Source organism: Marinobacter iranensis, from assembly GCF_029207565.1.
Classification (GTDB): domain Bacteria; phylum Pseudomonadota; class Gammaproteobacteria; order Pseudomonadales; family Oleiphilaceae; genus Marinobacter; species Marinobacter iranensis.
Genome location: NZ_JANCMW010000348.1, coordinates 1 through 247, shown reverse-complemented (window position 1 = coordinate 247; position 247 = coordinate 1). Strand labels below are relative to the sequence as shown.

Annotated in this window: 1 protein-coding gene; it reads right to left on the bottom strand. The window is 66.8% G+C overall.

Annotated features, from left to right (window positions below):
* A partial coding sequence (locus NLU14_RS22650; RefSeq protein ID WP_275710849.1) for a hypothetical protein occupies nt 1-247 on the bottom strand: 247 nt, incomplete at both ends.

The window sequence follows — 247 nt, the reverse complement described above, 5'->3', positions numbered from 1 at the left end:
CACGATGCGGGGCATCGTGCCGAAGGGCGTCGCCGCCCCGGCAGGATTGAGGATCGATATCTCGCTGCCCACCGTGGCCCCCAGCGATTCCGCCAGGCGCGAGCCGATCGCGACCTGCTCTCCGCCCGGCTTCAGGCTCTTGAGCGATCCGACGACCTCCTTGCCCTTCAGCGTGGGGTTGCTGAGGATGTCCTCCATTCGCATGCCGCGCAGCTGGATGAATTCGGCCCGGCCATTATAGGTGGCG